Raw genomic sequence first — 25,359 nt, forward strand, 5'->3', positions numbered from 1 at the left:
GTCAAAAAGAGAATCTGATGCCAAAATGGCCCGACGACGACGTGATCCTGTTCGACGGCGTCTGCATCTTCTGCTCGCGCTGGGTCCGCTTCGTGGCAAAGCGCGATACGTCGAGGCGGTTTCGTTTCACGCCGATCCAGTCGGACTATGGAACGCGGCTCGCACGAACGTTCGGCATCGATCCTGATGATCCCGACACCAACGCCGTGATCCACGGCGGCGAGGCGCTCATGAAATCCGACGCCGCACTGACCGTGCTGTCGCAATTGCCGGGATGGGGCTGGGTGCGCATGCTATTCGCCGTGCCCAAGCCACTGCGCGATGCGGTGTACAGCCTCATCGCCCGCAACCGCTATCGCATCTTCGGGAAGTATGACGCCTGCTTCGTGCCTGATGCCGAGTTGCGGGCGCGGGTGATCGAGTGACGCGACGGCGGCCCCACGAATTCGGTGTCGTCCCGGCGAAGGTCGGGACCATAACCACAGGGCGGAGTTTGGCGAAGACTAGAAGTGAGGGGATCAATCCGCGGTACAAGCACCGCGCTTCATCGAGAAATCACGCGGTATGGGTCTCGGCCTTCGCCGGGACGACGCTGGAGTATGACGCCGCAGCGACGGCGTTTAGTCAGCGCTTCCCAATCGCCCCCAGCACTTCCTTCGCCGCCCGCTCGCCGCTGTCCCTTGCCCCATGCGCCGTCGTGAAGAAGTTCGGCGACGTCGCCTCCCCGGCGTAGAACAGCCGGCCATCGACCGGCGCGGCCAGCACCGCACGGTCGCCGGCATGGCCGGGCAGCGCATGTGAATACGAGCCTCGGGCAAGGGGATCACGCGCCCAGCGCGACTCATACAGTGGCTTCAGCTTTCGCCTGATGTCGTTGCCGAGAAAGCCCGCGATCTCGTTGATGCTCTGCGCGGCAATCGCGCCCCCGCCGGCGTGCTCAAGCTGTCTTGCAAAGCTGCCGCCGAAAAAGCCTTCGATGCAGGGCTGGCCGAACGGGCGGATGTGGTAGGTGCCCATCGCGGTGCGCATGGTGGCGCCGCGCAAATTGGCTTCCTTCGGGAAGGCTTCGGCATCGCTAAGCGCCAGCGTCACCTTGTCGTCAACGCCGAGCGGCAGGCCGGCTGCGGCATCGACCTTGGCCGGGAGCTGCGGCGAGAAGCGGATCGCCTCATCGGCGATCAGATTGGTCGGAACGGTGACGATCACCTTGCCGGCGGTCAGCGTGCCCTGCGACGTCTCGAGGCGGACGTGCTGGCCGGAATGATCGATCAGCGTGACCATGCAGTTCAGTGCCACCGGGCAGGGTGCGCCATAGGCCGCGACCAGCGCGCCGTAGCCGCGGCGGATGCGCCAGTTGAAATTGGTGTCCTCATAGGCATCCCAGTCGAGCGTCGACATGTCCTTGAGTTCGCAGCCGTTGATGTAGGTCGAGATCGCGTCGATCATGGGATTCCAGCGATTGCCGGGCTCAAGGCTCAGGCTCGCGGGCTCGTCCTTGCCCTTTTGCGCGGCCTGCCAGAGCCGCTCGTAGAACGCGTCCATGGCGTGCATGAACTCGTCGCGCTGGCTTTGCGGAAACGCGTTGCCGAAGGCGCGCTCGCGCCAGGGCGGCAGGTCCTTGTTGACCTCGAAATCGAGTTGCTTTGCGATTGCGACGAAGGAGTTTTGGTCCGCCGAATGCAGCCAGCCGCAGCCGACGTCGAACGTCACCTCGGGCGAGGCCTGCACGGTCCAGGCGCGGCCGCCGAGCCGGTCGCGGGCCTCCAGCACGATGGCGGAGAGGCCTGAGCCCGCCAGCGCGTGCGCCGCGCCAAGCCCGGCGGCACCGGCGCCGATGATTGCGACATCAACGGAGGAGGGAAGGGAGCTCATGAGCGGGCTCTAGCACGTTCGCTGGGGGTGCTGAAGCCGTCACGTGCACAGCTGTCATCACCCGCGAAAGCGGGTGATCCAGTATTCCAGAGACAGTAGTCGTCTACTGAGAAGCCGCGGCGTACTGGATGCCCCGGTCAAGCCGGGGCATGACAGTCATTAAGAGCGCTAGCTCAAGCCACCGCTTCCTTGGACTTCTCCGCGCGCTTGCGCTCGTTCGGGTCGAGGTGCTTCTTGCGCAGGCGGATCGACTTCGGGGTGACCTCGACGAGTTCGTCGTCCTCGATATAGGCGAGCGCCTTTTCCAGCGTCATGCGGATCGGCGGGGTCAGGCGCACGGCTTCGTCCTTCGACGTCGTGCGGATGTTGGTGAGCTGCTTGCCCTTCAGCACGTTGATCTCGAGATCGTTGTCACGGGTGTGCTCGCCGACGATCATGCCCTTGTAGACCTTCCAGCCCGGCTCGATCATCATCGGGCCGCGATCTTCCAGCTTGAACATGGCGTAGGCCACGGCCTCGCCCTGGTCGTTGGAGATCAGGACGCCGTTGCGGCGGCCCTGGATCTCGCCCTTGTACGGGGCGTAGCCGTGGAACAGGCGGTTCATGATCGCGGTGCCGCGGGTGTCGGTGAGCAGCTCGCCCTGGTAGCCGATCAGGCCGCGGGTCGGCGCGTAGAACACCAGGCGCAGGCGGTTGCCGCCGGACGGCTTCATCTCGACCAGCTCGGACTTGCGCTCGCTCATCTTCTGCACGACGACGCCGGAATGCTCCTCGTCGACGTCGATCACGACCTCCTCGATCGGCTCCATGGCGGCGCCGGTGGCTTCGTCCTTCTGGTACACGACGCGCGGGCGCGACACCGAGAGCTCAAAGCCCTCACGGCGCATGGTCTCGATCAGGATCGCGAGCTGCAATTCGCCGCGGCCCGAGACTTCCATCGCGTCCTTGTCGGCGGCTTCGACGACGCGCAGCGCGACGTTGCCCTCGGCTTCGCGCAGCAGACGGTCGCGGATCATGCGGCTCGTCACCTTGTCGCCTTCGGTGCCGGCGAGCGGAGAGTTGTTGACGATGAACGACATCGACACGGTCGGCGGGTCGATCGGCTGTGCCGGCAGCGGCACCTCGACGGTCGGATCGCAGAAGGTGTCGGCGACGGTGCCCTTGGTCAGGCCCGCGATGGCGACGATGTCGCCGGCTTCGGCTTCGTCGAGCGGCGTGCGCTCGAGGCCGCGAAACGCCAGGATCTTGGTGATGCGCCCGGTCTCGACCAGCTTGCCGTCGGCATGCAGCACCTTGACCTGCTGGTTCGGTTTGAGCACGCCGGAGGAGATGCGGCCGGTGATGATGCGGCCGAGATAGGGGTTGGCCTCTAGGATGGTGCCGATCATCCTGAACGGACCTTCCTCGACCGTCGGCGGCGCGACGTGGCGCAGGATCAGGTCGAACAGCGGCTCCATGCCCTTGTCCTGCGGACCCTCGGGGCTCTCGGCCATCCAGCCCTGCTTGGCCGATCCGTAGAGGATCGGGAAGTCGAGTTGCTCCTCGCTGGCGTCGAGCGCCGCGAACAGGTCGAACACCTCGTTGATGACTTCGGTCGGGCGCGCGTCGGGGCGGTCGACCTTGTTGATGACGACGATCGGCTTGAGGCCGACCTTCAGTGCCTTGGAGACCACGAACTTGGTCTGCGGCAGCGGGCCTTCAGCGGCGTCCACCAGCACCAGCGCGCCGTCCACCATGTTGAGGATGCGCTCGACCTCGCCGCCGAAATCGGCGTGGCCGGGGGTGTCGACGATGTTGACGCGGGTGTCCTTCCACTGCACCGAGGCCGCCTTGGCCAGAATGGTGATGCCGCGCTCACGCTCCAGGTCGTTGGAGTCCATGGCGCGATCGGTCACCTTCTGGTTCTCGCGGAACGTGCCGGACTGCTGGAGGAGTTTGTCGACCAGGGTCGTCTTGCCGTGGTCGACGTGGGCGATGATGGCGACGTTGCGGAGGTTCATGAGTGAGCTTCTTTGCGTTCGAACAATGGGTTAAGCGCGATCTCGCCGGTCAGACCGGGACCTCTTCTCGAAACAACGCTGGAAGACTGGAAACGGGCGCTTTCCGCCCAAAAAGGGAAGCCCGGCCATATCGACCGGGCACCCTGCGCGTTGCGGCGCAATATATGCAAAAAACGCCAAAAAACAATGTGTTCTTTGCCGGTTGGTTGACTGAATTTTGTCCGGGAATCTCCGGGGGTTAAGGCTCGGTTCCGGGATGGGTGGGGGCCTTCCGCCCCTTAATGGCCGCCCAGATCAGGGCGACCCCTCCGATGCCGACGACCAGTCCCAGGAAGACCAGTGGCGCCATGTCGGAGCCGATTCTGCCGTCCTCGAGCACCGACATTCCGCCGAACAGGAGCGCGCAGAGGCCGGGCAGCAGCATGAGGACGCCCAAGCCTGCCATCAGGGCGGTCAGGCAGCCGCCGCGCTGGTTCGGCGGCGGCAGCGAAAGCGGGGGAGGGGACGGGGGTTCGATGTTGCTCATGATGATGCGACGCTACTGCCGGGGCTTGGGTGGGGTCGCCGCGCGGATGAAGAGGAAGACCGCAATTCCGATCAGGACAAACCCAATCAGGACAAAGGGGGCGCCTTGGCCGCCGAATGCCAGGAAGCATAGGCCGGGGAAAAGCAGCACCACGCCGGCGACCACCATGAACGCGGTCAGGCAACCGTCGCGCCGTGGCGGCGCTATCGAAGACGCGTCCGCTTGAAGCGGCCGCTTCGGACTTGGGGGAGGCGCACCGGTATCGCTCACCGCGGGACCTCCTCGCTTTGGCGTGCCTCGCGATAGGTCTCGCCAGCCAGCGCAGCGCGGATGCCGTCGATCTGTCCGTTGCGATAGAACAGATTATAGGTGTCGAACGGAATGATCGCGCCCTGCTCCGTCACGAAATGGATGCAGCTTCGCTTGACGTTGCCGACGCAGAAATTGAAGCGGTCGAGAAACTGCACGATGGTGACGCGGAACACGTTCTCGTAAGACAGTCCTTCCGGCACCTCGAAGCTCGGCAGGCAGCACAGCAATTCGCAGACCCGTTCGGAGGTGTTGAGCGGCCCCGACGACAGCGAGAAAAGATCGACGAATTTCTCCCGCAGCACCGGATATTTCTCCGGGCTGATGGTGTTGGGCATCACCGCAACCAGCTGCTCCTGCGGAATCAGCGACGTCAGCGGCAGCACCTTCTCGCCATTGCGCAGGCCGTAGCCGATCGAGATGCTCTCGGGGTTGCAGGGGAGCGGGATCATGTCCTTGTCGCCGAACACGCCGGTCTCGACGACGCGCTTGCGGATCTCCGACAGCATGATGCGGTCGGTGGTCTTGTCGAAATTCTCGTTGCGGCCGGCATCCTGCACCGGCTGGAGCGTGACGCCGCGAACGCATTTCCAGGTCAGCGCGTGACGCACGATGTCGCCGATCTCGGCGTCATTGACGCCGCGCTTGATGGTCGCCACCAGCGTGGTCGACACGCCGAAATGCTCGAGGTTCTCCAGCGCCTGCTGGCGGATCTTGCGCAGGTCCGCGCCGCGCAGATTGACCAATGCATCGCGTTGCAGCGAATCGAACTGGAGATAGACCTCGAGCCCGCGCTTGTTCTCGGCGAGCCGCGCCACGAAATCCTTTTCGCGGGCGATGCGCAGGCCGTTGGTGTTGATCATGACATGGCGGATCGGGCGGGCGCGCACGGCGTCCAGGATCTCGAAGAACTCCGGGTGCAATGTCGGCTCGCCGCCGGAAATCTGCACGAGGTCGGGTTCGCCCTCGCTGGCAACCAGCGCGTCGAGCATCTTCTCGACCGTCGCGAGCGGGGTGAATTTGGTTCGCGTTGGCGCGGATTCGGCGAAGCAGACCGGGCAGGTGAGATTGCAGTGCTCGGTGATCTCGATCAGCGCGAGGCAGGAATGCTGCTCGTGGTCGGGACAGAGGCCGCAGTCATAGGGGCAGCCGAATTCGGTGCGGTGCTGGAATTGCAGCGGGCGGTCGCCTGGCTTGATGAAGTCCTTGCACAGACGCCAATAGGCCGCGTCGGTGGAAACGAGAGTCGACTGGACACCATGCTCCCTGCAACGCTTTTCGTACCAGACCTCGTTGTCGAGGATCTGGATCTTGGTCGGCACCAGCTTCAGGCAGATTTCGCAAAGGGATTGGGTCTGGCCCCAGAAGATGTAGGGGCGCGACTTACGCAACGGCGCGTTCATGCACAGGTCTCGCTTTGGGCGCCGTCGCCAGCATGATTGCGGCGTAGAGCAGGATGGACAGCGACAGCAGGTGAAACAGCGTGAGGGGGCCGATCAGCGTGCCATAGGGCTTGAGGAATTCCCACAGGAAGCGCTGCGCTCCATAGTAGAGCAGAACCAGGTAGAAACCATTGGTGATCGCGAACGCGCTCCGGTTCAAGACCGCCAGCACGTAGAGCAGCGCGAACACGCCCATCGCGGCGCTCTCGTAGAGTTGCACGGGATGGCGGAGAACGCCGTCGCCGAAATCATGGCCCCAGGGCAATGCCGTCGGCGTGCCGTAGGTGAAATCGTCGAGGCCCGCAAAATAGCAGCCGAGCCGTCCGATCGCGATGCCGAGGGCCAGCGGCAGCGCAAACCGGGCGCCTGTGCGCAAGGCGATGCCGGCGGTCCATTTGTAGAGCTCGACCGCCACGATGCCGCCGGCAAGCGCGCCCTCGACCGAGCGCGCAACGCCGCTCTCGCCCGACAGCCACAGATTGGCGGACCCGAACAGATAGGCGCCAAGGCCGGCGCCGAACACCAGCGCGGCGATGTAGGGCAGCTCGAAGGATTGCGCCGGAAACCGCAAGCCTTGTCGCGACAGCCAGTAGACCGCCGCACCCGCTGCCAGCCACGCCGCAATATCGAAGACAGTGTGAAGGAATGCCCCGCTCATGCGGAGCGGGTATAGCACAGCGGACGTGCGGTGTCGTACGCCGGCATCCTCCCATGGAGCAGCAGGTCAGGGGGAGCGCGGCGGAGAGGGTTAGCCGGTGCTGCTCGCCTCCTCCGTCGGGTAGACGCCGCGCAGCACTTCCTCGAAATGGGTTTTCACCGCCTCGTTGCAGAGGCAGGCGCGCTGGCGCAGTCCGTCGCGGTCGCGGACCAGGATCGAGCCGCGCCGCGTGTCGAGGATGCCTTCGGCCCTGAACGACTGGAGCACGCGGCTCGCATAGCTGCGTCCGACCCCGAGCAGCGTCGCGAGCTGCTCATGCGTCAGCGGCACGCTGCTCTCGTCGCCGGTACGCTCCATCGCCGCCAGGATCCATTTCGCCGTGCGCTGCTCAATCGAGTGGATGGCGTTGCAGGCGGTCGACTGGAAGATCTGCGCCAGCATGCAGTCGGCATAGCGGGCGAAGATGTTGCGCAGCGAGGCCGAGCGCAGCTTGGCCGCCTCCAGCTTGCCGACGTGAATGCGTGCAAACGGCCCGCCGAATTTCACGCAGATGCGGGTGTAGGCCGGCAGAAATCCCTCGCTGACGATGCCGCCGACCGCGCCTTCGCGGCCGACCAGGATGGTCTCGACGTCGCGGCCGTCTTCGTTGGGAACGAGAAAGGTCGCGAGCGATGGCCCGCAGGGAAAGTGCACGACCTGGACATCGTCGCCGGGACTGTAGAGCAGCTCGTTGGCCGCGGCGTCGTCAATGATGACGTGTGGCGCGAGCAGCGCATAGTCGGCCGGACTCAAGCGTCGCAGCAGATTGTTGGCCGGCCGGCTGCCGATCTCCGTCGCCTTCCCGATACGCGCGTCCATCGTCAGTCCCCTGCTCTCCTTTCAACACTAGCCAGTCTCGATCACCGGCTGTGTGCACAAGTGGACAGACGTAAGAACTGTTCTGTGGTGAGTTTCGTTCCGGGAACCCTCCGGTGCGCTGGGCGCAGGCGTCGGGATGAGGCTGTCCTTAATCGGTAAGAACATGCAGCCCTCAATAGCCAGGATCATGATACCTGCTTCCCCGGACGGTTCGTCCGACGTCCCCACCGATGTCCTGATCGTCGAGGACGATCCGATCATTGCGATCGATTTCGAGGATCGCCTGCTCGGATTTGGCGTACCGAGCGTGCGCACCGTGGGCTCGGTGGCGCAGGCGCTGGCCGCGATCGCGGAGCGCGCGCCCGACTTCGCATTGCTCGACGTCGAGCTCAGCCGTGAGAAGAGCTTTGCCGTCGCCGAGCGGCTGGCGGCCCTGGAAATTCCCTTCGTGTTCGTCACCGGCTATGGCGACGAGACGCGGATCGCTCCCGATTTCGTCAACCGGCCGCGTTTGCAAAAGCCGTGCTCGAGCGATGCGCTCGAGGCCGCGCTGCGGTCGCGCGGTTCATGACGCTCCGCTCTGGCTGAGGCGGCTTCAGGCGAGCTTCGGATCGAGCGTGGTCGACCACAGCGCAACGTCGGCGCGGTCGCGCAAGGTCACCGTCATCTGGCCGGAGGCGCCGTCGATCTTGACGTGACCGAAGAACTGCATGCCGGCCGACGGCGGCAGGTTCTGGCTGTCCTTGCCGGGCGCCTTGACGAAGCGCACCTCAGGCCCAAACGTGTTGTCGAGCTCGTTCGGACCGAAGGTGCCTGCGTGCAGCGGGCCCGAGACGAATTCCCAGAACGGCTCGAAATCCTGGAATTGCGCCTTGTTCGGGTCGTAGTAGTGCGCGGCGGCGTAGTGCACGTCCGCGGTCAGCCATACCGTGTTGCTGATCGGCGCCATCTTGATGAAGCGCAGGATGTCGGCGATCTCGAACTCGCGGCCACGCACCGGGCCGTCGCCCTGCGCAATGGCTTCAGAGCCGCCCTTCGGCGTGTCCGACACGACGAGGCTGAGCGGCATGTCGGAGGCGATCACCTTCCAGGTCGCGCGCGAGTTGAGCAGGCCGCGCTTGAGCCAGGCGATCTGGTCCGGGCCGAGGAAGTAGCTGGCGGGGCCGTAGGCGGTTTCGAGATTGGCGCCGTTCGGGCCGCGATAGCTGCGCTCGTCGAGCACGAACACGTCGAGATGCGGGCCGTAGGAGATCTGGCGATAGACGCGGCCCGGCTCATTGATGCTCTCGCGCATCGGATACATCTCGTGAAAGGCGCGGCCGGCGCGGGCTGCGAGCAGCGAGATGTCGCGCACCTTGTAGGACGCCGGCAACTCCTTCGACAGCGACCAGTTGTTGGTCACCTCGTGGTCGTCCCACTGCACGAAGATCGGCACTTCGGCATTGAAGGCGCGGACGTTGTCGTCGGTGAGATTGTATTTGTGCGCGGCGCGGTACTCGTCCAGCGTCTCCGCGACCTTGGCCTTTTCGGGGATGGTGACGTTCTTCCAGGTCTTGCCGTCGGCGAGCTTGACTTCGGATTGAATAGGGCCGTCGGCGTAGATCGTGTCGCCGGAGTGCAGGAAAAAATCCGGGCGATGCTTGCGCATCGCGGAGAAGGTGAACATGCCGCCGTCATCAGGATTGATGCCCCAGCCTTGCCCTGCGACGTCGCCGCCCCAGACGAAGCTGACGTCGCGGCGGTCGGCCGGCGCGGTGCGGAAGCGGCCGATGACGGCTTCGCCCTCGATCGCGCTGTGCGAGAGGTCGCGGAAGCGGACGCGGTAAAAGATGTCCTGTCCGCTCGGCAGGTTCTCGATCAGCATCTTCGCTGTGAAGTCGCTCTCCGGCAGTGCCGCGATCGGCGGCAGCGCGCGGGCGTCCCTGAAGGACTCGGTCGTGGCCACCTCGACCAGCATCTGCGACGGACGATCGGCGCGCGCCCAGACCACGCCACCGTCGACCGTGACGTCGCCGGACTGCACGCCATGCGTAACCGCCGGCCGGTCGGCCGCGCGCGAGAGATGAGGCATCGCGATCGCGCCGAGCGCACCGGCCCCGGTGGTGAGAAAACGGCGGCGGGAGAATTTGATGTTCATGGCGGCTTTGCTGGCTGTCTCGTGCGCATCTCGTGTCGTCATTCCGGGCCGGTCCGACCGACCGGACCCGGAATCTCGAGATTCCGGATTCGCGCTACGCGCGCCCCGGAATGACAACGAAAGCTATATTGAGACAATGTGACGCAGCGATTACGCGTTGCCGGCGGCCCTGAATTGCGCGCCTGCGCGCTGCAGGCTTTGCGGCATGGCAAACAGCACGGCCTTGCGGTCGGCGACGGCGGCGTGGAACTGGTCGAGCACGATGTTGATGGCGGTGAGTCCGCCCTCTTCGATCGCGCCGTGATCGAAGCAGCGCAGCGTGTCGCGCAAGATTTCGTCAGCCTCGGTCTGCATCTGGTCGAGCTCTTCCGTCGTCTCGCTCTTGCGCGCCGCCGCGATCATGTCGAACAGGCGGTCGCGCAAATGGCTGTTGTTGTCGCGTTCGTCCTTCTTCAGGTAGCCCGCGAACCAGGCGCCGAGCGAGCCCATCGCCGAGAGCGCCATCAGGGTCCACCAGATGTAATCGCTGTATTTGTCGAGGAAGGTCTTTTCCTCGCCGTCGACGAAGGCGGCTGCGCCCGGATGCACGGGAATCACCGCATCCTTGTCGGTGTCGGGCGTCTCGATCTTCGCCGCCATCGGGAATTCCGCCACCAGTTGCTGGCGCACGGCGAAGAGCTGGCGCGTGAACGCCGCGATGGTGGTGTCGGACACGGCTTTGCGCGCCACGATGTGGTGCGAGAAGCTGATGGTCTTGACCTCGTCGTCGGGACGATCGGGCGAGCCACCGTAGGTGCCGGCGGGAATCTCCGATGCTTCGTAGACCGGATGGTTCTGCGCAATCGCATCCGCGGAATCGATCGCGAGGAAGGTCGGCGTGCCGCTGTCCTTGGCGGAAGCCGCGATTACGTCCGACGTGATCTTGCTGTTGACCGGTCCGGCCGCGAGATAGGCGTCCGCCTTCTGGGCCTTGATCGCCTCGGCGGCTTCGTTGGCCGGGTACTGCACGATCTCGACCTTGGCGGGATCGACGCCGTATTGCTGGAGGATCACCTTGAGCAGATTGACGTTGGCCTGCGTGCGGCCGACCACGCCGACGCGATGGCCGGCGAGCTGCGCGATCTTGGTGATCTTCGCGCCCTTCTTCTTGCCCTTGCCGGGTACGGTCCACAGCACCACGACGTTCTTGCGCAGGGTCGCGACGGCTTGCGCATTCTTCGGCACGTCGACGTCGCCGCGCACGATGGCGAGATCGACCTTGTTTTCCGCGAGCGCATCGGCGCTGGCGGTGGCGCCGTCGGTCTGGATCGGGCGTAGCCGCACATAGTTCTTGTGTTGCGCGAAAGCCTGCGTCAGCGCCTGCACGACCTTGAGGTCGTCGCTATTGGCCGGACCGACCGCGATCTTCAGCGTCACAGGGCGCATCGCGAAATAGTAGCCGCCGACGAGCGCACCGATGATCGCAAGCACCAGCGCCAGAGACACGAGTGCCGTCTTCCGCGCCGTTGATCGCGGCGAAGGCGGGGTGGGCGCTTCGGCCAGGTCCAATCCCCCGGTCATCGATCTCCCAAACAGGCGCTTGAGGCTCAGTTTCATCTTGGCCGGCGATTTACGCCCGCAATTGTAGCAAATTTCTTGTCCGGCGGGGTTACTTCTCCGTCATGGTTAGCGGATGGGGCAAATCCCGCATGAACCCGGGCGTAAGCACGGTGTTAGGGTAAAGTTCCCTGAAGCACGGAGACGATCATGGCAGAACGGCTGACGATGGAGGCGCGCAAGCAGGCGCTGGGCGGAATACCTGATTGGACCGAAGTTTCGGGCCGCGACGCCATCGGGAAAACCTTTGTCTTCAAGGATTTCAACGAAGCCTTCGGCTTCATGACCCGCGCGGCGCTGGTCGCCGAGAAGATGGATCATCACCCCGAATGGCGCAACGTCTACAAGACCGTGGAGGTGGTGCTATCGACCCATGACGCCGGCGGCGTCACGGCACTCGACATCGAGCTCGCCAGGGCGATGAACGCCATCGCCAAGCTTACACCGGGCTGACGTCTTGCAGCGACCGGCTGCATCCCCATCTTGTGATCAGCAGGGGATGCGGCGATCCGCCGCTCCCGGCTGAACGGGGAGTTTTGGAGCATGGCTGCCGAACACAGCGTCGGCTTTGAGCCGGCCGATCGGCTCGCGGAAGATCGTGAAAGCGTTCGTCGCCGCTTCTGGCGCAAGCTGAAGCGTGTCGCCGCGCATCTGCCGTTCGCCGAAGACCTGCTCGCGGCCTACTACTGCGCGTTCGACCGGCAGACTCCGCGCCATGTCCAGGCGTCGTTGCTGGGGGCGATCGCCTATTTCATCCTGCCGTTCGATTTCGTCCCCGACGTGATGCCGATCCTCGGCTTCACCGATGATGCCGCCGTGCTCGCCACCGCCATCCGCATGGTCGCCAGCCACATCACGACGGAGCACCGCGAAGCCGCCCGCGCCGCGTTGAAGCGGGGCGTGGACGAGGCTGACGTGGCGCAGTAGATGTTGGCGGCACGGCGTAGCCTCACCCCACGGCTGGTCATTCCCCGCGAAGGCGGGGAATCCAGTACGCCGCGGCCTCTCGGTTCAATCACTGGCGCTTCGGAGTACTGGATCGCCCGGTCGAGCCGGGCGATGACAGTGAGTGCGTGGCTAGCGCCTGCGACACTACTGGTCGCAACGACAACCGCTACTTCTTCTCCGCCTGCGCTCGCGCCTTCTCCGCGTCCCATGCCTGGAATTGTCTGAACAGCTTTTCCTTGTCCGCATCGGAAACGTTCGCTGCCGTCGGACTCTGCTTCAGGAACGCCTCGAAGCGCTGGCGGGTCACCGGCTCGACGCCATGCTTGTCGAGCCATTGCTGCGCCACCGGCAATCGGTTCCAGCCGGACAGGGGCGCCGCGAGCGAGACCTCCTTCCACTTGGGATGGAAGGGTGGGTTCTGGAGCGCGGGGAATTTCGTGAAGAACGCGTCCACGAACAGCGCGAGCTTGCGATAGCGCTCGGTGTTGGGCGCCCAGTTATAGGCCGCCAGCACCGCAGGCACCGCGATCGTGTCCACGCTCTCGCCCTCCTTGATCAGGTTCGGATAGTCCTTTGCGGTCAGCGTCGCCGGCAGATAGTCGCTCTGGAGCGGCTTTGCATAGTCGACCTTCGCAAGATGGAAGCGGCCGTCATTGCCGAAGGTCGAGACCGACTTGTACGGCTTGCCGCCGACCACGATGACGGCGTCGATCTCGCCGGCCTTCAGCTTCTCCATCGCGATGCGCTGCTCGACATAGACGAATTTCGCCTTGATCCCGAGCCGCTCGAACACGGTGAGCGCGGTGACGAAGGTGCCGCCGTTCGGCAGGTCGACGCTCACCGTCTTGCCTTCGAGGTCCTTCAGCGTCGCGACCGATTTCGGCGCGATCACCTGCATCTCCTCATTGTAGAGCTTGGTCACATAGGTGAATTGCTTCTTGATATCCTTCGCAAAACCCTTGCGCTCGAGATAGTCGAGCGTGTCGGCCCGCACGATGCCGAGATCGACGCCTTGCAGGAACAGGATGTCGGCGACGCTCTGCACCGAGCCGCGGCCGACGATCGGCAGCACGCGGATCTTGTTGCCGTCGTCGAGCACGGAGGCAAGGTCCGCGCCGAACTGCACATAGGTGCCGCCGATCGTGCCTGTTATCAGCGTGACGGTGTTGGCGTTGAGCGACTGCTTGGTCGAGGTCGAGCCGAATTGGAAGATCGCCTTCAGGCTGTCCGAGACCTTGGCCGGATCGTATTCGGTCTGCTCGGCGCGGGCCGCGAAGGCACAGATGGTCATGATGGCGGCAAGCGCCATTCCCAGAGCGTTACGCATGATGTCCCCTGAAGAGTTCTAGTTCGAGAGTTGGGTGAGGCGCTTTCGCGCTTCCGCCGATCCGAGGCTGGCGGCCCGCTGATACCAGTCGCGTGCGGCGACGGCGTCGGCGGTGATGCTCCGCGTGTCCTTGGTGCCCAGGACGGCTGGATCGTAGGTCTGCGCCAGCAGGAACGCCGCCGTCGCATCCTGCGCATTCGCCGCGCGCTCGAGCAGCAGCCGCGCCGCGGCGATGTCGCCGACGGTCAACAGGCTCTTGGCGCGCGCCATCAGGCCGGCCAGCGTGTCGGCGTCGAGGCTCCTGGCTGGCGGCGGTGGCGCGGGCTGTGCCGCGACTTGTGTCGGTACAGGCGCGGGTGCCTGAGCCTGGAGCGCGCTCTGATAGGCGGTTGCGATCGCCTCGCGGCTCGGCGTCGCCGGTGCAGGAGCATCCTGTGCGTCAGCGCTCGCCAGCATCGTGTTGGTCACACGCGCGGCATCCTTGACCGGACCCTGCCGTGCGGCAGGCGGATTGGCGGGAGCCGCGGCCTCGTTCGCGGCCGCGCCGATCCACGACGTGCCGTTGATGGTGAGCAGCCGGTTGATGTCGGACCAAAACAGCGCGATCGGGACCGCGATGACCGACGCGGCGAGGACGGCAGCGAGAATGCGCCGGACGCTTCTGGCCCTGGTGCGCACGGCCAATGGCGCGAATTCCCGTGGATCCGGCGCGCTGAGCGGATCGGACAAGAACAGTGGCATGGGATCGTGCGATGAAGGATCGATCCGTTCAGCGCGCGCACGAATGTAGGATGCGGTGGACGGATGTGATGCCGCTTGTTCGGAGTCGAGCGCCCTCGACCCCCAGGACGGACGGAATGCCGTCGTCTCCATGGTGATGCTTCCCCCAAATACTGACACAACGCGGGGCAATGCCGGTTTTAGTTTTCTTGTTTTTGTCCAGGAGCGCCCTGCAATCTGGAACCGGTAAATCGCAATTTGAATCAGCCCAAAAAGCGACAACGGTTGGGGCGAATCGGGAAAAATTTAGGTTTGATTCGGGCGACGCGGGGGAGTGCACCGCAATTTTGGCGATGATGGTTGAGAAGGCGCTACCAGGCGGTGACGCGCAATTCTGCGCGAAGTCAGGGTTGTTCACGCTGCCTGCCGCGCACTCCGCTGCCCCCGGCTCGACCGCCGCATCCGGGACGCTGCGGTCTCTCGGTTCAATCACGGCCGCCTCTGGAATAGTGGATCGCCCGCCCCAGTGCGCACAAGGCGAGCGATGACAGGTGTGTGCGTAGCGACAGCGTCGCGCCGCCGCCCGCATCATCTCACGGATGCAGGATCACCTTGCCCATGGCCTGGCGTCCCGCGAGCACCTTCAGCGCGTCCGCGGTCTGTGCCAGCGGGAAGGTGCGGTCGACATGCGATGAGATCTTGCCTTCCGCGGTCCACTTCACGAGCTTTTCGAGATTGGCGCGGTTCTTGGCGGGATTGAGCCGGGTCCAGGCGCCCCAGAACACGCCGCGGATGTCGCAGCCCTTCAGCAGCGCGAGGTTCAGCGGCATCTTCGGAATGTCACCGGCGGCAAAGCCGATCACGAGGAAGCGGCCTTCCCAGGCGATCGAGCGCAGCGCCTGCTCGGCATACGCGCCACCAACCGGATCGAAGATGATGTCGACGCCCTTGCCATCAGTGAGCTTGCGCAGGCCTTCCTTCAAATCTTCCTTGCCGTAGTTCAGCGTGAGCTCGGCGCCATGGGCTTTCGCGAATTCGAGCTTCTCGTCCGACGAGGCGCAGGCGATGACCTTGAGGCCCATCAGCTTGCCGAGCTCGCAGGCGGCGAGGCCCGTGCCGCCGGCCGCGCCGAGCACCGCGAGCGTTTCACCGGGCTTGGGGCTGGCGCGATCTTCCAGCGCATGCAGCGCGGTGCCGTAGATGATGATGATGCCGGCCGCGCGGTCGTAATCGAGATTGTCCGGGATCTTCACGATCGATGCCGCCGGCAGCGCGATTTTCTCGCGCGCGCCGTTATGGCCGCAGGAGGCGACCACGCGATCGCCGACCTTCAGGTCGGTCACGCCGGGGCCGATGCTCTCGATCACGCCGGCGACTTCCGCGGCCGGCGAGAACGGGAACGGCGGCTTGATCTGGTACTTGCCCTGAATCATCAGGATGTCGAAGAAGTTCAGCGCCGCCGCCTTGATCGCGATCACGGCTTCGCCGGGACCTGCCACCGGATCCGGAACCTCGGCGAGCACGAGATCGTCGGGCTGGCAATATTGCGAGCAGAGAATGGCTTTCATGGCGGCACCCAGGCGTTTCGAGGTGGAATTATAGTTGGCTCGTTTCTGCCGGATTTAGCGCAGCCCTACAATCCGGATTCTTTGTCTAAGGGAGCGCGCAGGCCTATCCTTGCGTCATTGCGAGTGCAGCGAAGCAATCCAGAATCCGTCCTGCGGAAATAGTCTGGATTGCTTCGCTGCGCTCGCAATGACGGAGCAGGAAGGAAAAGAAGGATTCAAACGATGTTTGAAACGGGTCTGCTGAGGGGCAAGCGCATTCTCGTCACCGGTGGCGGCTCGGGCCTCGGTGCCGCGATGGGACGCCGCTTCCTCGCGCTCGGCGCCGAGCTCGTGATCTGCGGCCGCAAGCTCGATCGACTCGAGGCAACCGCAGCCGAGATGCGCGCGCAGACCAGCGGCAAGGTCACGACCATCGCCTGCGATATCCGCGACGGTGCCGCCGTCGAGAGCATGATGGACGCGATCTGGCGCGAGGCGCCGCTCGACATTCTCGTCAACAATGCCGCAGCGACCTTCATTGCCCAGAGCGAACATCTCTCCTTCCGCGCCGCGGATGCGATCCTGGCGCCGACGCTGCATGGCACGATGTATTGCACGCTCGCTGCCGGCAAACGCTGGATCGACGCCAAGCATGGCGGCGTCGTGCTCTCGATCCTCTCGACCTCGACCATCACCGGCCGCGCCTTCACCGTGCCGTCCGCGATGGCGAAGTCGGCGGTGCTGGCGATGACCAAGAGCCTGGCAGTGGAGTGGGGCCCGAAGGGCATCCGCACTGTCGCAATCGCGCCGGGTCCGTTCCCGACCGCCGGAGCATCCGGACAGCTCCGCCCCGAAGGCCGCGACGACGGCTGGACCGCGCGGAACCCGCTTGGCCGGACCGGGGACCACAGCGAGCTCGCCGATCTCGCCAGCTTCCTGGTCTCCGTCCGCGCCGGCTACATCAACGGCGAGATGGTGGTGATCGACGGCGGCGCGCATTTGCGCAGCTCGGGCGCCGAGGACCTGCTCGGCTGGACCGACGCGCAATGGGCCGACCAGCGCGCCGCGCGATCCCGAGGCTAGCTGTTGCTAACCCGCTAACTGCCTTCCCAAATTGGACTTTCCCGGTTATCCCTGCCGCGGGGACAATGCGCGGCCGGGCCATCTTCCAGTCACAATATTGAGGGAACCACTCCAGCATGTGGCGGGTGCTATTTTTGGCTTTGATGGCCGGCGTGACGGCGTGGGGAATCACCGATTCCGCGCGGGCACAGACGGCGCAACCGGCGCCCAAGTCTGCACCCAAAGAATCTGCACCGAAAGAGGCCGCACCGAAAGCGGCTGCGCCGGCGCCCAATACGGCCGCAAAGACCGCAACGAAACCCGAGAGCAAGCCGGTGACCCCGGCTGCGGCGGTTGCGGGCGGCGCGGAGCCGACCCTGATCGGCCAGTTCGGCACCTGGGGCGCCTATTCGGCCACGCCCAACGGCAAGAAGGTCTGCTTTGCGCTGGCCAAGCCTTCGTCGTCGAAGACCAATCCGCCGAACCGGCCGCGTGATCCCGCCTATGCCTTTGTCTCGACCCGGCCGGCCGAAAAAGTGAACAACGAAGTCTCGGTGATGATCGGCTACGCGCTGAAGCCGGGATCGGAATCCTCGGTCGAGGTCGGCGGCGCCGCTTTCGCCATGTATACGCAGGGCGACGGCCTCTGGATCAAGAACGCGGCCGAGGAGGAGCGGATGGTCGAAGCCATGCGCAAATCCGCCGATCTCGTGGTCAAAGGCGTCTCGGCCAAGGGAACGGAGACGACCGACACGTTTTCGCTGAAGGGTCTCGCCCAGGCGCTCGACCGGATCGCCCAGGATTGTCGGCGTTAAGGCTTTATCTGCCGACAGTAGCTCTACGGTCGTAATCGGCGGCTGCGGTTGCTATATAGGGCCGGTTCCAAGTTTTTCCGTCATTCCGGGGCGATGCGCAGCATCGAACCTGGAATCTCGAGGTTCCGGGTCTGGTCCTTCGGACCATCCTGGAACGACCAAGCAATTAGGCCCATTTGATGCAAACGACGACCGAGCCGCACAACGCAACATTGGTGGAGAAGACTCCGCTCGAAACCTATGTGCCGCCGGCGAGGCCCTCGCTCATCGGCCTGTCGCGCAACGAGCTTGCCGATCGCCTCGGCGAGATCGGCGTCGCACCTGCGCAGCGCAAGATGCGGGTGCAGCAGCTGTGGCACTGGATGTATTTCCGCGGCGCCCAGAATTTCGACGAGATGACCTCGATCTCGAAGGGCATCCGCGCCGAGCTCGCGCAGCACTTCACCGTCGACCGGCCCGAAGTCGTGGCCGAGCAGATCTCCAACGACGGCACCCGCAAATGGCTGCTGCGGCTTCCGAGCGGCGACAATGTCGAGAAGGCGCATGAGGTCGAGTGCGTCTACATCCCCGAAACCGATCGCGGCACGCTCTGCGTCTCCTCGCAGGTCGGCTGCACGCTGAATTGCTCGTTCTGCCACACCGGCACGCAGCGCCTGGTGCGCAACCTCACCGCCGGCGAGATCGTTGGTCAGATCATGGTTGCGCGCGATCGCCTGAACGACTGGGCCGATCGCGAGGACGGCACGCGCCGCGTCACCAACATCGTGATGATGGGCATGGGCGAGCCGCTCTACAATTTCGACGCCGTGCGCGACGCGCTGCTCATCGTCGGCGACAACGAAGGCATCGGCATCTCCCGCCGTCGCATCACGCTGTCGACTTCGGGCGTGGTGCCGAACATCGTGCGCGCCGGCGAGGAGATCGGCGTCATGCTCGCGATCTCGCTGCATGCGGTGCGCGACGAATTGCGCAACGAGCTCGTGCCGCTCAACCGCAAATACCCGATCAAGGAGCTGCTCCAGGCCTGCCGCGACTATCCCGGCGCCTCGAACGCGCGCCGCATCACCTTCGAATATGTGATGCTCAAGGGCGTCAACGATTCGCTCGACGATGCAAAGCTGCTGGTGAAGCTGCTCAAGGGCATTCACGCCAAGATCAACCTGATTCCGTTCAATCCCTGGCCCGGCACCGCCTATGAATGCTCGGACTGGGACCAGATCGAGAAGTTCTCCGAATACATCTTCAACGCCGGCTATTCCTCGCCGGTGCGCACCCCGCGCGGCCGCGACATCCTCGCCGCCTGCGGCCAGCTCAAGTCGGAGACCGAGAAGCTGTCGGCCCGCGAACGCCAGACGCTGCGTGCGATGGCGATGACGGATTGATGATGCGTGCCCTGCGCACTCTCGTCATGGCCGGGCTTGACCCGGCCATCCACGTCGAGCCGCGAGAAAGAAAGTCGTGGATGCCCGGGTCAAGCCCGGGCATGACGGTTGAGAGCGTGGCGACGTCGTTGATCCGCAACCTGCTTATCTCATGTCCCTGATCGGCCGCCTCGTCGTCATCTTCATCGGCTTTCTCGCCGCCTGCTTCGTCGGCGGCATGATCGTGGTCGTCGCGCTGCTGTTTCCGGAGTTCGCCGATCTTGGCGCAGGTCCCGTCGATCAAGGCACGATCGACATCCTGCTCGGATTCGGTTTCATCTTTGTCTCCGGCTTTGCGCTGGTGCCGGCGGCGGTGATCGTCGCGATCACCGAAGCGCTCTACATCCGCAGCGCGCTGGCCTATGCCGTCGGCGGCGGCCTCGTGGGGCTCGCCTGCTACCTCGGCCTCGTTCCCTTTCACTCCGACACGTTCCAGTTCGAAGGCGTCGTGCGGCGTCACCTCGAGATCATGACCGGCGCCGGCATCGTGGCCGGCGTGGTCTACTGGCTGATCGCCGGCCGCAACGCCGGCGCCTGGCGCAATCCGCCGCCCCCGCACAAGCCGCCTCCGCCATTGCCGTCGCATTCGCGGCCGGATGCGCGGTGACGGATGAAGCTGCTCCGCTGAGACGCGACGCAACACGCCACGCATTCAATGTCGTCCCGGCGAAGGCCGGGACCCATAACCACAGGGAGGTGTTTTGGAGCGAACCGGTAATCACGAGTCTTCGCCAAACCGAGGTCGGTGGCTATGGGTCCCGGCCTTCGCCGGGACGACACTGTTGAGGCATCGCATTACCAATTCACGCTCGCTGGCCGCGACCGATTCCGGGGTTTTCATCCCCTCCCCACTCCGCTAAACCGCGCGGCATGAACCGGACCGGACTCTTCATCGCCCTGGCGCTGTGGCTCGTGATCGGCGTCGTTTTCGGCCTCTATCCCGAACTCGATCTCAAGCTCGCCGCGCTGTTCTTCGATCCCGCGACCAGGAGCTTTCCGCTCAAATCGAGCGGCTGGGCTGGCGTCGCGCGCGATGCGGCGATGTGGATCGCCTGGGCGTTCGTGCTGCCCTCGCTGGTGGCGCTCGTGGTCAAGCTGTTCCGCCCGGACCGGTCGCTGATGGTGTCGGGGCGCGCGGTGATCTTCCTGCTGGTGACGATCACGCTGTCGGCCGGAATCCTCACCAACCTCACCTTCAAGACCTATTGGGGCCGGCCGCGCCCGGTGGTGGTGACGCAGTTTGCCGGCGATCAGCAGTTCGTGCCGTGGTGGGATCCGCGCGGCGGCTGCGCGCGCAACTGCTCGTTCTTCTCGGGCGAGGGCGCGACCGCGTTCTGGACGCTGGCCCCTGCCGCGCTGGCCCCGCCGGCATGGCGGCCGCTCGCCTATGCCGGCGCCGTGGTGTTCGGTCTTGTGACCAGCGGGCTGCGCATGGCCTTCGGCGGGCACTTCTTCACCGACGTCTCGATCGCCGGCCTCGTCACCTTCGTCGTGATCTGGTTCGCCTACGCGCTGATCTACCGCTGGCCGCGGACCCGGTTCTCCGACGCAGCGGTCGATGCCGCCCTGACGCGGCTGGCCTCGCCCGGCTACCGGCTCCGCCAGCGCCTGTTTGGCCGCAAGACGGGTCCCGAGCCGTCAGTTTGAGCCATTAAATGCGTGCCGAGCGCTGCGAAATTTGATATTCGCGCGGTCAACCCGCAACCGCCATCAGCCCCTTGAGACCCGATTGGAAGCCCCATGACCACGATCCTGAAAAGCCTGCCCAAGGGTGAGAAAGTCGGCATCGCGTTTTCGGGCGGCCTCGACACCAGCGCGGCACTGCTCTGGATGAAGCAGAAGGGCGCGCGCTGCTACGCCTATACCGCCAATCTCGGCCAGCCCGATGAAGCCGATTACAACGAGATCCCGCGCAAGGCCGAGGCATTCGGTGCCGAGAAGGCCGTACTCGTCGATTGCCGCACGCAGCTCGTCCACGAAGGCATCGCCGCGATCCAGTCCGGCGCCTTCCACATCTCGACCGGCGGCATCACCTATTTCAACACCACGCCTCTGGGGCGTGCCGTCACCGGCACGATGCTGGTCGCGGCGATGAAGGAGGACGGCGTCAACATCTGGGGCGACGGCTCGACCTTCAAGGGCAACGACATCGAGCGCTTCTATCGCTACGGCCTGCTCACCAATCCGAGCCTGCGCATCTACAAGCCCTGGCTCGACCAGCAGTTCATCGACGAACTCGGCGGCCGCGCCGAGATGTCGGCGTTCATGACCGCCCAGGGTTTCGCCTACAAGATGAGCGCCGAGAAGGCGTATTCGACCGACAGCAATCTGCTCGGCGCCACGCATGAAGCCAAGGATCTCGAAAGCCTCGACAGCGGCATCAAGATCGTCAACCCGATCATGGGCGTGCCGTTCTGGCGCGACGATTGCGCCGTCAGGGCCGAGAAGGTCGTGGTACGCTTCGAGGAAGGCCAGCCGACGGCGCTGAACGGCCAGACCTTCAGCGATCCCGTTGCGCTGTTCCTCGAAGCCAATGCCATCGGCGGCCGCCACGGCCTCGGCATGAGCGACCAGATCGAGAACCGCATCATCGAGGCCAAGAGCCGCGGCATCTATGAAGCGCCCGGCATGGCGCTCTTGCACATCGCCTATGAGCGCCTCGTCACCGGCATCCACAACGAGGACACGATCGAGCAGTACCGCATCAGCGGCATGCGCCTCGGCCGCCTGCTCTACCAGGGCCGCTGGTTCGATTCGCAGGCCCTGATGCTGCGCGAGACCGCGCAGCGCTGGGTCGCGCGTGCCGTCACCGGCGAGGTGACGCTGGAGCTGCGCCGCGGCAACGACTATTCGATCCTCAACACCGAGAGCCCGAACCTCACCTATGCGCCAGAGCGGCTCAGCATGGAGAAGGTCGAGGACGCCGCCTTCTCGCCGGCCGACCGCATCGGTCAGCTCACCATGCGCAATCTCGACATCGCCGATACGCGCACCAAGCTGAAGCTCTACAGCGACACTGGCCTGCTCTCGGGCAGCGAAGGCTCGCAGATCTTCCGGCTCGAGAACGACAAGGGCTGAGGCCTTTGGTCGCCCGACCGGGCGACGCACGGCTTAATGACGATGTCATGCGCGATCGCTAGGCTTCCTGCTCCTGTCCGGAACGGAATCGCGGAGCATCGAGCATGGTCAAGGGATCGGCACTAGCCTCTCTCATCGTCCTCTGTTGGACGTCGTCATTGTCGGCGCAGACGATCTATCCGATCGATCGCGCCGAGATTCTGGCCGGCGCCCAATTCGACTTCAAGGTTGAATTTCCCGGGCCGGTCGATCCGGCCAGGCTGAAGGTGACGGTGAACGGTGCGGACTATGCCGAGATGTTCGGCCGCGCCGGGACCTTCGTCGAGCGCGAGGACGGCAAGGACCAGTCGGCGCTGATCCTGCGCGACGTCACACTGGCCAAGCCCGGCACCGTTACGGTGGACGTGAGCGACGGCACGCATCAGCGCAGCATCGCGTGGACGGTTTACGAGACCGGTCCGCGCAAGGCGAAGAACGTCATCCTGTTCATCGGCGACGGCATGTCGCCGGCGCATCGGGTCGCAGCGCGAATCCTGTCCAAGGGCATTGCGGAGGGCAAGAGCCGCGGCAAGCTCGCGATTGACGACATGCCCCATATGGCGCTGGTGGCGACCGCTGGCTCGGACTCCATCATCACCGATTCCGCGAACTCGGCCAGTGCCTATGCGACTGGCCACAAGAGCGCCGTCAACGCGCTGGGCGTCTATGCGGACCGCACCGCAAGCCCATTCGACGATCCCAGGGTGGAAACCATCACCAGCCTTGCCCGGAGACGCAACGGCATGGCGATCGGCATCGTCACCAACACCGAGATCGAAGACGCGACGCCGGCTGCGATGGTTGCGCACACGCGCCGGCGCGCCGCCTATGACGAGATCGTCGAACAGCTCTTCGCCGCGAAGCCGGATGTGCTGCTGGGCGGCGGCAGCGCGAATTTCCTGCCGAAGTCGGCCGCCAGCTCCAAACGCAAGGACGAGGCCGACTACATCGCGAAGTTTCGCGACGCAGGCTATCAGGTCGCGACGACCGCAAGCGAGCTCGGCGTTTCTGCCGCAAAGCCGGAGACGGGCAGGCTGCTCGGGCTGTTCGCCACCGGAAACATGGACGGCGTGCTCGACCGCAAATTCCTCAAGGGCGGCGGCGTGAAGAAGTTTCCGGAGCAGCCCGATCTGACCGAGCAGGTGCAGGCCGCGCTGAACATCCTCTCGAGAAACGACACCGGCTTCTTCCTGATGGTCGAATCCGGGCTGATCGACAAATACGCGCATCTGCTCGACATGGAGCGGGCGGTCTACGATACGATCATGCTCGACAATGCAGTGCGCCAGACGCGCGAATGGGCGCGTGCGCGCGGCGACGACACCCTCATCCTGGTCTTGGCAGACCACAATCATCCCAACAGCCTTGTCGGAACGGTCAACGACGACATGGGCACGACGCCCAACGTGCCGCTGCGCGAGCGCGTCGGCGTCTACGAGCAGGCCGGATTTCCCAATTATCCGGCGCCGGATGCCGAGGGCTATCCGTCACGCGTCGATGTGAGCCGCCGGCTCGCCATCTTCTCGGCCAGCCTGCCGGACCACTATGAGACCTTCCGCCCCAAGCTCGACAATCCCAACGAGCCAACCGTCAAGGCCGGTGACGACGGGACCTTCAAGGCCAACGACAAATACAAGGATGTCCCGGGAGCAGTGCTGCGTCCCGGCAATCTGTCGGCGATGATCGGTGCCAGCGTGCATTCGGGCGAGGATGTCATCCTGACGGCGACCGGGCCGGGCAGCGAGCGCGTGCACGGCTCGATGGACAATACCGAAGTCTTTCGCGTCATGGTCGAAGCGCTCGGCCTGGCCGCCGGGCACTAGCCACCCCGCGCGGTTCAAACAAAAATGGCCGGGATTGCTCCCGGCCATTTTGCATTTGTGGGTCGCCTTACCGCGGCGGCGCGGTGCCGGGCGGGGGCGGCGGCAGCGAGGCCTGCCCGCCGTTGAGTAGCGGCGTGATGTTGCGGATGGTGACGCGCCGGTTGATCAGGCTCGGCCCTTGCGTCTGCTCCTTCAGATACTGCTCGCCATAGCCCTGCGACGTCAGGTTCTCCGACGGCACGTTGAACTGCTGGGTCAGCAATTCGGCCGCGGACTGCGCACGACGGTCCGACAATGACAGATTGTCGACCTCGTTGCCGACCGCGTCGGTGTGACCTTCGATCAGGAACACCACGCGCGGGTTGGCCTGGATCGCACGGTTGAGACCGTCGGCGATCGCCTGCAGCTTCTCCGCCTGATCCGGTGGGATCGTCCACGATCCCGTTTCGAAGTTGATCGTGTTGACGTCGATGCTCGGCATTTGCATGCGAACATTGGGGCTGTAGCGGATCTCGTCGAGCGTGTAGCGACGATCGATCCGTTGCACCGGCGGTGCCACCATCGTCTGGTAGATCACGTCCGGCGACGCTTCTTGGGCGTCGACGATGTAGCGATCGTAGGGAATGTTCACGACCGGCGGCGGTGCATCGACATAGAAACCGCCAACCGACCGCGGATCGCGGTAGCTGTTGTCGATGATGATGATCTCGCGCCCGGCGGGGTCCCTGCGGATTCGCCGCAGCAACCGACCGTCCGGACCGACCACCGTGATGATCTCGCTGCCATCGGGACGGATCACGACGGTGCGGGTATCGCCGCCGATGGTGTCGGTGCGGATATCTCGGGCGCCGTAGCGGAAGCGATAGAGATCGTTGCCGCGGACGTAGGCCTGCCCGCCCGGATCGCGGATGATGATGCGATCCGGTTCGGTGTAGATGGTGCGGCCACCCTCGATGCTCTCGTGTCGCTGGTTGCGGTAGTCGGCGATGGTCGCGCCGATCACTGCGCCAGCCACGACGCCTGCACCGATCGCGAGCGGTGTCAGGTCACGCTGCGGCGGCCGCGGCGGAGGTGGCAGCGGTGCGACGACTGTCGGCGCGGCCTGGAAGGCGGGCGTAACCGTCGGTGCTGCGAATTGCGCCCTGTTGGGTGGCGGCGTTGCGGCCGCCGAACCCGGCACT

The 25,359-nt window shown here is 64.8% G+C and carries 25 protein-coding genes; 12 read left to right on the forward strand and 13 right to left on the reverse strand.

The window, feature by feature from the left end; translation table 11 throughout:
• The first annotated feature begins 17 nt into the window (after positions 1-17).
• Positions 18-425: a thiol-disulfide oxidoreductase DCC family protein gene (locus XI08_RS29835; protein WP_271577125.1), complete on the forward strand. Its 408-nt coding sequence runs from the start codon at positions 18-20 to the stop codon at positions 423-425.
• Between the two features lie 199 nt (positions 426-624).
• On the opposite strand, the gene XI08_RS29840 is transcribed toward XI08_RS29835, so the two are convergent.
• Positions 625-1,872 carry a flavin monoamine oxidase family protein gene (locus XI08_RS29840; protein ID WP_271577126.1) on the reverse strand — a complete coding sequence of 416 codons (1,248 nt, stop codon included), beginning with the start codon at positions 1,870-1,872 and terminating at the stop codon, positions 625-627.
• Between the two features lie 173 nt (positions 1,873-2,045).
• Positions 2,046-3,872, reverse strand: a complete 1,827-nt coding sequence (gene typA / locus XI08_RS29845; protein ID WP_027543874.1) for a translational GTPase TypA — start codon at positions 3,870-3,872, stop codon at positions 2,046-2,048.
• 2 nt (positions 3,873-3,874) lie between these two features.
• Here typA and XI08_RS29850 point away from each other — a divergent pair, with 2 nt between their 5' ends.
• Entirely contained in the window at positions 3,875-4,114 is a 240-nt protein-coding gene (locus tag XI08_RS29850) for a hypothetical protein (RefSeq protein WP_156936853.1), read from the forward strand.
• On the opposite strand, the gene XI08_RS29855 is transcribed toward XI08_RS29850, so the two are convergent.
• The 5 genes from XI08_RS29855 to XI08_RS29875 form a co-directional block, all read right to left on the reverse strand.
• Complete coding sequence (locus XI08_RS29855) at positions 4,111-4,398, reverse strand: hypothetical protein (protein WP_027543875.1); 288 nt, start codon at positions 4,396-4,398, stop codon at positions 4,111-4,113. The genes XI08_RS29850 and XI08_RS29855 overlap by 4 nt on opposite strands.
• A gap of 12 nt (positions 4,399-4,410) precedes the next feature.
• A complete protein-coding gene (locus XI08_RS29860) occupies positions 4,411-4,668 on the reverse strand; it encodes a hypothetical protein (protein WP_333928514.1) in 258 nt (85 codons plus the stop codon).
• Entirely contained in the window at positions 4,665-6,110 is a 1,446-nt protein-coding gene (locus tag XI08_RS29865) for a radical SAM protein (protein WP_271577127.1), read from the reverse strand. Before XI08_RS29865 ends, XI08_RS29860 begins: the two co-directional genes overlap by 4 nt.
• Positions 6,091-6,807 (reverse strand): prolipoprotein diacylglyceryl transferase, encoded by a 717-nt coding sequence (locus XI08_RS29870; protein ID WP_271577128.1) that lies wholly within the window; start codon positions 6,805-6,807, stop codon positions 6,091-6,093. Before XI08_RS29870 ends, XI08_RS29865 begins: the two co-directional genes overlap by 20 nt.
• A gap of 90 nt (positions 6,808-6,897) precedes the next feature.
• A complete protein-coding gene (locus tag XI08_RS29875; RefSeq protein WP_271577129.1) occupies positions 6,898-7,665 on the reverse strand; it encodes a Crp/Fnr family transcriptional regulator in 768 nt (255 codons plus the stop codon).
• A gap of 187 nt (positions 7,666-7,852) precedes the next feature.
• On the opposite strand from XI08_RS29875, the gene XI08_RS29880 reads away from it, so the two are divergent.
• Complete coding sequence (locus XI08_RS29880; RefSeq protein WP_271577130.1) at positions 7,853-8,236, forward strand: response regulator; 384 nt, start codon at positions 7,853-7,855, stop codon at positions 8,234-8,236.
• Between the two features lie 24 nt (positions 8,237-8,260).
• Here the strand turns inward: XI08_RS29880 and XI08_RS29885 are convergent, their stop codons facing one another.
• Both XI08_RS29885 and XI08_RS29890 read right to left on the reverse strand, forming a co-directional pair.
• Complete coding sequence (locus XI08_RS29885; RefSeq protein WP_271577131.1) at positions 8,261-9,802, reverse strand: alkaline phosphatase D family protein; 1,542 nt, start codon at positions 9,800-9,802, stop codon at positions 8,261-8,263.
• 150 nt (positions 9,803-9,952) lie between these two features.
• Positions 9,953-11,398, reverse strand: a complete 1,446-nt coding sequence (locus tag XI08_RS29890) for a TAXI family TRAP transporter solute-binding subunit (protein ID WP_271577132.1) — start codon at positions 11,396-11,398, stop codon at positions 9,953-9,955.
• A 150-nt stretch (positions 11,399-11,548) separates the two neighbouring features.
• Here XI08_RS29890 and XI08_RS29895 point away from each other — a divergent pair, with 150 nt between their 5' ends.
• Positions 11,549-11,851 carry a 4a-hydroxytetrahydrobiopterin dehydratase gene (locus tag XI08_RS29895; RefSeq protein WP_027543881.1) on the forward strand — a complete coding sequence of 101 codons (303 nt, stop codon included), beginning with the start codon at positions 11,549-11,551 and terminating at the stop codon, positions 11,849-11,851.
• Between the two features lie 90 nt (positions 11,852-11,941).
• Positions 11,942-12,325 carry a YkvA family protein gene (locus XI08_RS29900; protein WP_271577133.1) on the forward strand — a complete coding sequence of 128 codons (384 nt, stop codon included), beginning with the start codon at positions 11,942-11,944 and terminating at the stop codon, positions 12,323-12,325.
• A 187-nt stretch (positions 12,326-12,512) separates the two neighbouring features.
• Here XI08_RS29900 and XI08_RS29905 read toward each other — a convergent pair whose 3' ends face one another.
• The 3 genes from XI08_RS29905 to XI08_RS29915 form a co-directional block, all read right to left on the reverse strand.
• The gene (locus XI08_RS29905) at positions 12,513-13,673 is read right to left on the reverse strand and encodes a TAXI family TRAP transporter solute-binding subunit (RefSeq protein ID WP_271577134.1); all 1,161 of its coding nucleotides are present in this window, start codon (positions 13,671-13,673) and stop codon (positions 12,513-12,515) included.
• Positions 13,674-13,691: 18 nt separating this feature from the next.
• A complete protein-coding gene (locus XI08_RS29910) occupies positions 13,692-14,414 on the reverse strand; it encodes a hypothetical protein (protein ID WP_245284222.1) in 723 nt (240 codons plus the stop codon).
• Between the two features lie 572 nt (positions 14,415-14,986).
• Positions 14,987-15,961, reverse strand: coding sequence for an NADPH:quinone oxidoreductase family protein (locus XI08_RS29915; protein ID WP_271577135.1), 975 nt, complete (start codon positions 15,959-15,961; stop codon positions 14,987-14,989).
• Between the two features lie 222 nt (positions 15,962-16,183).
• Between XI08_RS29915 and XI08_RS29920 the strand changes: the two genes are divergently transcribed.
• From XI08_RS29920 to XI08_RS29950, 7 genes are all read left to right on the forward strand, one after another.
• Entirely contained in the window at positions 16,184-17,023 is an 840-nt protein-coding gene (locus XI08_RS29920; protein WP_271577136.1) for an SDR family oxidoreductase, read from the forward strand.
• 116 nt (positions 17,024-17,139) lie between these two features.
• Positions 17,140-17,817: an invasion associated locus B family protein gene (locus XI08_RS29925; protein WP_271577137.1), complete on the forward strand. Its 678-nt coding sequence runs from the start codon at positions 17,140-17,142 to the stop codon at positions 17,815-17,817.
• A 179-nt stretch (positions 17,818-17,996) separates the two neighbouring features.
• A complete protein-coding gene (rlmN, locus tag XI08_RS29930; RefSeq protein ID WP_027543888.1) occupies positions 17,997-19,199 on the forward strand; it encodes a 23S rRNA (adenine(2503)-C(2))-methyltransferase RlmN in 1,203 nt (400 codons plus the stop codon).
• 151 nt (positions 19,200-19,350) lie between these two features.
• Complete coding sequence (locus XI08_RS29935; RefSeq protein WP_135178550.1) at positions 19,351-19,845, forward strand: hypothetical protein; 495 nt, start codon at positions 19,351-19,353, stop codon at positions 19,843-19,845.
• A gap of 263 nt (positions 19,846-20,108) precedes the next feature.
• Positions 20,109-20,885 (forward strand): phosphatase PAP2 family protein, encoded by a 777-nt coding sequence (locus tag XI08_RS29940; RefSeq protein ID WP_271577138.1) that lies wholly within the window; start codon positions 20,109-20,111, stop codon positions 20,883-20,885.
• Positions 20,886-20,978: 93 nt separating this feature from the next.
• Positions 20,979-22,316, forward strand: a complete 1,338-nt coding sequence (gene argG / locus XI08_RS29945) for an argininosuccinate synthase (RefSeq protein WP_271577139.1) — start codon at positions 20,979-20,981, stop codon at positions 22,314-22,316.
• Between the two features lie 104 nt (positions 22,317-22,420).
• Complete coding sequence (locus XI08_RS29950) at positions 22,421-24,178, forward strand: alkaline phosphatase (RefSeq protein WP_271577140.1); 1,758 nt, start codon at positions 22,421-22,423, stop codon at positions 24,176-24,178.
• A 67-nt stretch (positions 24,179-24,245) separates the two neighbouring features.
• Here XI08_RS29950 and XI08_RS29955 read toward each other — a convergent pair.
• The coding region (locus XI08_RS29955; protein ID WP_271577141.1) for an OmpA family protein at positions 24,246-25,359 on the reverse strand (1,114 nt) is incomplete at its 5' end.

Origin of the sequence: Bradyrhizobium sp. CCBAU 11361 (assembly GCF_028128935.1) — a bacterium.
In the GTDB taxonomy this organism is placed as follows: Bacteria; Pseudomonadota; Alphaproteobacteria; order Rhizobiales; family Xanthobacteraceae; genus Bradyrhizobium; species Bradyrhizobium niftali.